Here is a 4,525-nt window from a genome sequence, read left to right on the forward strand (position 1 = left end):
GCAGCAGCCGGGCGTCGCGCTGCACCAGGGTGCCGAGCGCACGGTGGCCGACCGCGACGGCGGCCAGCGCGGCTCCGAGGTCGGCGGTGGTGCGGGCCGGGCGCAGGCCCTCGGCGAGGGCGTCCAGGCCCAACCGGACGGCGCGGTCGAGCAGTTCGGGCTTGCCGCGGAAGTGCCGGTAGAGCGCGGGCGCGGTGATGCCGACACCGGCGGCGACCTCGGTCATCGAGACCTGGTGGTAGCCGCTGCGGTGGAAGCGGTCGGCGGCCACGGCCAGGATCTGGGCGCGCCGCCCGGGCGGCCGTCGGACCACCATGGCGCGCCTCCCCGCCGTCTCCCCGGACACTCCCAGCAGGCTAGCAAGGATTCACTTGCCGCCTCCGCCGCCCGTGCTCCAATAGCCTTCGGACGCTGGACAGTCGAAGCTACCCCGGATTAACTTGTGGGGCCATCACCAGGCACGTTCCGCCCCGGCCGGCAGCCCCGGCCGGTGCCGTCGAAGGGAGCGCCGCCGTGCGCCGCACCGTGTTCAACGAGGACCACGAGGCCTTCCGGGAGACCATCCGGGACTTCATCGCCAACGAGGTCGTCCCGGTCTACGAGAGCTGGGAGGCCGAGGGCCACCCGCCGCGCGACTTCTACCGGCAGCTCGGCGCGCTCGGCGTCTACGGCATCGAGGTGCCGGAGGAGTACGGCGGCGCGGGCGAGAGCGGGTTCAAGTACCAGGCGGTGGTCGCCGAGGAGACCGCCCGGGCGGGCGTCAGCTTCGGCTCCTCGGGCGTGCACACCGGCCTGGTGCTGCCGTACCTGCTGGAGTACGCCACCGAGGAGCAGAAGCGGCGCTGGCTGCCCGGCTTCGTCTCCGGCGACATCATGACCGCGATCGCGATGACCGAGCCGGGCGCCGGCTCCGACCTCGCGGGCATCACCACCACCGCGCGGCTCTCCGAGGACGGCACCCACTACGTCCTGAACGGCGCCAAGACCTTCATCACCGGCGGCGTGCTGGCCGACCTCGTCCTGGTGGTCTGCCGCACCGCCCCGTACGACCCGGAGAACCGCCGGGCCGGGCTGTCCATCCTCTGCGTGGACACCTCCTCCGCGGGCTACACCGTCGGCCGCAAGCTCCAGAAGATCGGCCTGCGCACCTCGGACACCGCCGAGCTGGCGTTCAGCGACGTCCGGGTGCCGGTGGAGAACCTGCTCGGCGAGGAGGGCCGGGCGTTCTCCTACCTGACCCACAACCTGGTGCAGGAGCGGCTGGCGATCGCCGTCGGCGCCTACGCGGCGTCCGCGGCGGCGGTGCGGTTCGCGGTGCAGTACGTCAAGGACCGCAAGGTGTTCGGCAAGGCGGTGGCCGAGTTCCAGAACACCAAGTTCACCCTGGCCGACTGCGAGGCCCAGGTGGTGGCGCAGCAGTCGATGGTGGACCGGGCGCTGGAGCTGTACCAGGACGGCGAGCTGACCGTCGCGGACGCGGCCGCGGCGAAGCTGTTCTGCACCGAGTCGGCCTCCACCGTGATCGACAAGTGCCTCCAGCTGCACGGCGGTTACGGCTACATCCTGGAGTACCCGATCGCCCGGCTCTACACCGACAACCGGGTGTTCCGGATCTACGGCGGCACCAGCGAGGTCATGCGCAGCATCATCGCCAAGTCGCTCGGGCTGTAGGGCCGTTCGGGCCGTTCGGGCCGTCCGGGCCGTTCGGGCCGGGTGCGGTGGGCCACCCGGAGGCGTGACCCGCCGCACCCGGACCGACGACCGCACCGGCTCAGTTGGGCGAGCCGTGCTGGGCGCGCCAGGCGTCCCAGCCGGCCGAGGACGCCACCTTCGCGTCGTGCAGGGCCCGCTGGGCGAGCGCGGTCGGAGCGGTCTCCAGGTTCCGCAGCCAGCCGCGGCCGGCGGTGAACAGCGCGGCGCACACCATCGCCGCGCCGGCCGCGCCGAGCAGCGAACCGACGCCGGTGAGCACCACGCCGCCGGCCAGCAGCGAGCGGTTGACCTGAAGCCCGTTGAAGATCTGGTTGGTCGCCATGCCTCCACGATGCGGGCAGTCGGCGGGGGCTGCACCTCGGGCCGCTCCGGGGTGCGGGGCCCTTCCGGGGTGCGGAGCGCTTCCGGGTGCGGGGCCCCCGGGCGTCCGCGACCCTGGGCACACGGAGTGCGCCCGGAGCGAGGAGGAGGCGCGATGCCCGATCTCGAACAGCTCGCCGTGGAGCACGCCGCCCGGGCGGCCGAGAGCCCGCACGGGCGCAGCGCCCACCTGGTCCTGCACGACGGGATCCTGCGGCAGACCGTGATCGCGCTGACCGCCGGCACCGCGCTGGACGAGCACAACCCGCCCACCGCGGGCAGCGTCCAGGTGCTGCGCGGCCGGGTCTCGCTGACCATCGCCGGCCGGCGGCTGGAACTGGCGGCCGGCCGCCTGGAGCCCGTCCCGCAGGAGCGGCACGGGCTGCTGGCGCACGTCGACTCGGTGGTGCTGCTGACCGCCGTCACCGCGTAGCGGGCGGCGGAACACCCGCTACGGGCGCGCGGGGCGCTCCCCACGGACCGGGCGCACCCCACGGGCGGGACGTTCCCTACGGCCGCACGGGGTTGAACACGCTGTCGCTGACCAGCCGCAGCCCGCGCAGGAAGTCCTGCCCGCTGGGCGCGAGTTCGGGCGCGGCCAGCCACTGGGCGCAGTAACCGGCCAGCAGGGTCTGGTAGAAGCTCCCGCGGGCGACCTCCTCCTCGGTGTCCGGCACCTCGGGCAGCCCCCGGAACACCGCGGCGAGGCCGAGCCGGCCCTCCTTCTGCGCCGCCGCGAAGGCCTGCGCCAGCTCGGGGGCGTGCCCGGCCTGGGCGAGCGCCTCGAACTGGGCCGCCCAGAGCCCGCGGTGCTCGACGAAGACGTCCCGCAGCCCGTCCCAGACGGCCGCGAAGCGCACCTCCGGGTCGTCCGACACCTGGTTGGCGGCGATCACCACCGCGCCGAGCGCCTCCCCCATCTCCCCGATCGCCTCGATCATCGCCGCGTTGAGCAGCGTCTCCTTCGAGCCGAAGTGGTAGCCGATCGCGGCCAGGCTGACGCCGGAGGCGGTCGCGATGTCACGGGCGGTGGTGCGCCCGTAGCCCTTCTCGTACAGGCAGCGCTTGGCGCCGGCCATCAGGTCTTCGCGGTTTCCCATGCCCCGATCCTACGGAAGGACTGAACAGATGTCTTGCACATATGTACTAGACAAGCGTCTGACACATCCGTACCGTCTTCCCCATGACCGCAACCACCGACCGCGCAGGCCGTCGCGAATGGATCGGCCTGGCCGTCCTCCTGCTCCCGACCCTCGTCCTCACCATGGACATGGGCGTGCTCTTCTTCGCCGTCCCGTACATCTCCACCACGCTGGCGCCGAGCGGCACCCAGCAGCTGTGGATCATGGACATGTACTCGTTCCTGCTGGCCGGGCTGCTGATCACGATGGGCGCGCTGGGCGACCGGATCGGCCGCCGCCGGCTGCTGATGATCGGCGCCGCCGGCTTCGCGGGCGCCTCGCTGCTGGCCGCCTGGTCGCACGACGCCGGCCAGCTCATCGCGGCCCGCGCCGTGCTCGGCGCCGCCGGGGCCACCGTGATGCCCTCGACCCTCGCGCTGATCCGCACGATGTTCCACGACCCCAGGCAGCGGCAGATCGCGCTCGGCGCCTGGGGCGGCATCCTCACCGCCGGGGCCACCCTCGGCCCGGTCGCCGGCGGCCTGCTGCTGGAGCACTTCTGGTGGGGCTCGGCCTTCCTGCTCGCCGTCCCGGTCATGGCCCTGGTGCTGCTGACCGCACCCGTCCTGCTCCCCGAGTACCGCTCCACCCGCCGCACTGGCCGCTTCGACCTGCTCGGCGCCGCGCTGTCGCTGGCCGCGATCCTGCCGCTGGTCTACGGCGTCAAGACGATCGCCGTCGAGGGCTGGAGCCTCCTGCCCGGGCTCGCCGTCGCCGCCGGACTCCTGCTGGCCGGCGCCTTCGTCCAGCGCCAGCGCACCGCCGCGAACCCGCTGCTCGACCTCGGCCTGTTCCGGATCCGCACCTTCAGCGGCGCGATCAGCGTCAACAGCATCGCGATGTTCGCGATGATGGGCTTCGCCCTCTTCACCTCCCAGTACCTCCAACTGGTCAAGGGCATGAGCCCGCTGACCGCCTCGCTCTGGTCGCTGGTGCCGAGCCTGGGCGTCGGCGCGGCGGTCGGCGTCAGCTCGGCGCTGGCCGGCCGGGTCCGCCCGGCGGTGCTGATGGGCGGCGGCTTCCTGGTCGGCTCGGCGGGCTTCGCGATGATGACCCAGGTCGGCCCGCACTCCCCGCTGGCACTCGTCCTCACCGCGGCCGGCGTGCTGGCCGCCGGGACGGTCGGCACCATGACGATGACCGCCGAGATGGTCGTCTCCGCCGCCCCGGTCGAGCAGGCCGGCGCCGCCTCCGCCACCTCCGAGACCGCCGTCGAGCTCGGCAGCTCGCTCGGCATCGCCCGGAAGCATCCGATTCGACGAGCGGTTCTC

6 protein-coding genes are annotated in these 4,525 nt (G+C 73.2%); 3 read left to right on the forward strand and 3 right to left on the reverse strand.

The features are described from left to right. Positions 1–316, reverse strand: a 316-nt coding sequence (locus AE652_RS35950) for a TetR/AcrR family transcriptional regulator (protein ID WP_049659210.1), incomplete at its 3' end; no start/stop codon positions are given. 197 nt (positions 317–513) lie between these two features. On the opposite strand from AE652_RS35950, the gene AE652_RS35955 reads away from it, so the two are divergent. Then, complete coding sequence (locus tag AE652_RS35955; protein ID WP_049659211.1) at positions 514–1,671, forward strand: acyl-CoA dehydrogenase family protein; 1,158 nt, start codon at positions 514–516, stop codon at positions 1,669–1,671. A 100-nt stretch (positions 1,672–1,771) separates the two neighbouring features. Here AE652_RS35955 and AE652_RS35960 read toward each other — a convergent pair whose 3' ends face one another. Further along, on the reverse strand, positions 1,772–2,035 hold the full coding sequence (locus AE652_RS35960; RefSeq protein WP_049659212.1) for a hypothetical protein: 264 nt from the start codon (positions 2,033–2,035) through the stop codon (positions 1,772–1,774). A gap of 153 nt (positions 2,036–2,188) precedes the next feature. On the opposite strand from AE652_RS35960, the gene AE652_RS35965 reads away from it, so the two are divergent. After that, complete coding sequence (locus AE652_RS35965; protein ID WP_049659213.1) at positions 2,189–2,506, forward strand: hypothetical protein; 318 nt, start codon at positions 2,189–2,191, stop codon at positions 2,504–2,506. 76 nt (positions 2,507–2,582) lie between these two features. Here AE652_RS35965 and AE652_RS35970 read toward each other — a convergent pair whose 3' ends face one another. Then, complete coding sequence (locus tag AE652_RS35970; protein WP_049659214.1) at positions 2,583–3,173, reverse strand: TetR/AcrR family transcriptional regulator; 591 nt, start codon at positions 3,171–3,173, stop codon at positions 2,583–2,585. A gap of 83 nt (positions 3,174–3,256) precedes the next feature. Between AE652_RS35970 and AE652_RS35975 the strand changes: the two genes are divergently transcribed. Continuing rightward, positions 3,257–4,525 (forward strand): MFS transporter (locus AE652_RS35975; RefSeq protein WP_049659215.1); only part of this gene is annotated, 1,269 nt, incomplete at its 3' end.

Origin of the sequence: Kitasatospora sp. MY 5-36, assembly GCF_001182915.1 — a bacterium.
In the GTDB taxonomy this organism is placed as follows: domain Bacteria; phylum Actinomycetota; class Actinomycetes; order Streptomycetales; family Streptomycetaceae; genus Kitasatospora.

Bases quoted from the DNA above. Each gene is read 5' to 3' on its own strand.
- AE652_RS35970 (WP_049659214.1), bottom strand. From the start codon at position 3,173: ATGGGAAACCGCGAAGACCTGATGGCCGGCGCCAAGCGCTGCCTGTAC.
- AE652_RS35960 (WP_049659212.1), bottom strand. From the start codon at position 2,035: ATGGCGACCAACCAGATCTTCAACGGGCTTCAGGTCAACCGCTCGCTG.
- AE652_RS35965 (WP_049659213.1), top strand. From the start codon at position 2,189: ATGCCCGATCTCGAACAGCTCGCCGTGGAGCACGCCGCCCGGGCGGCC.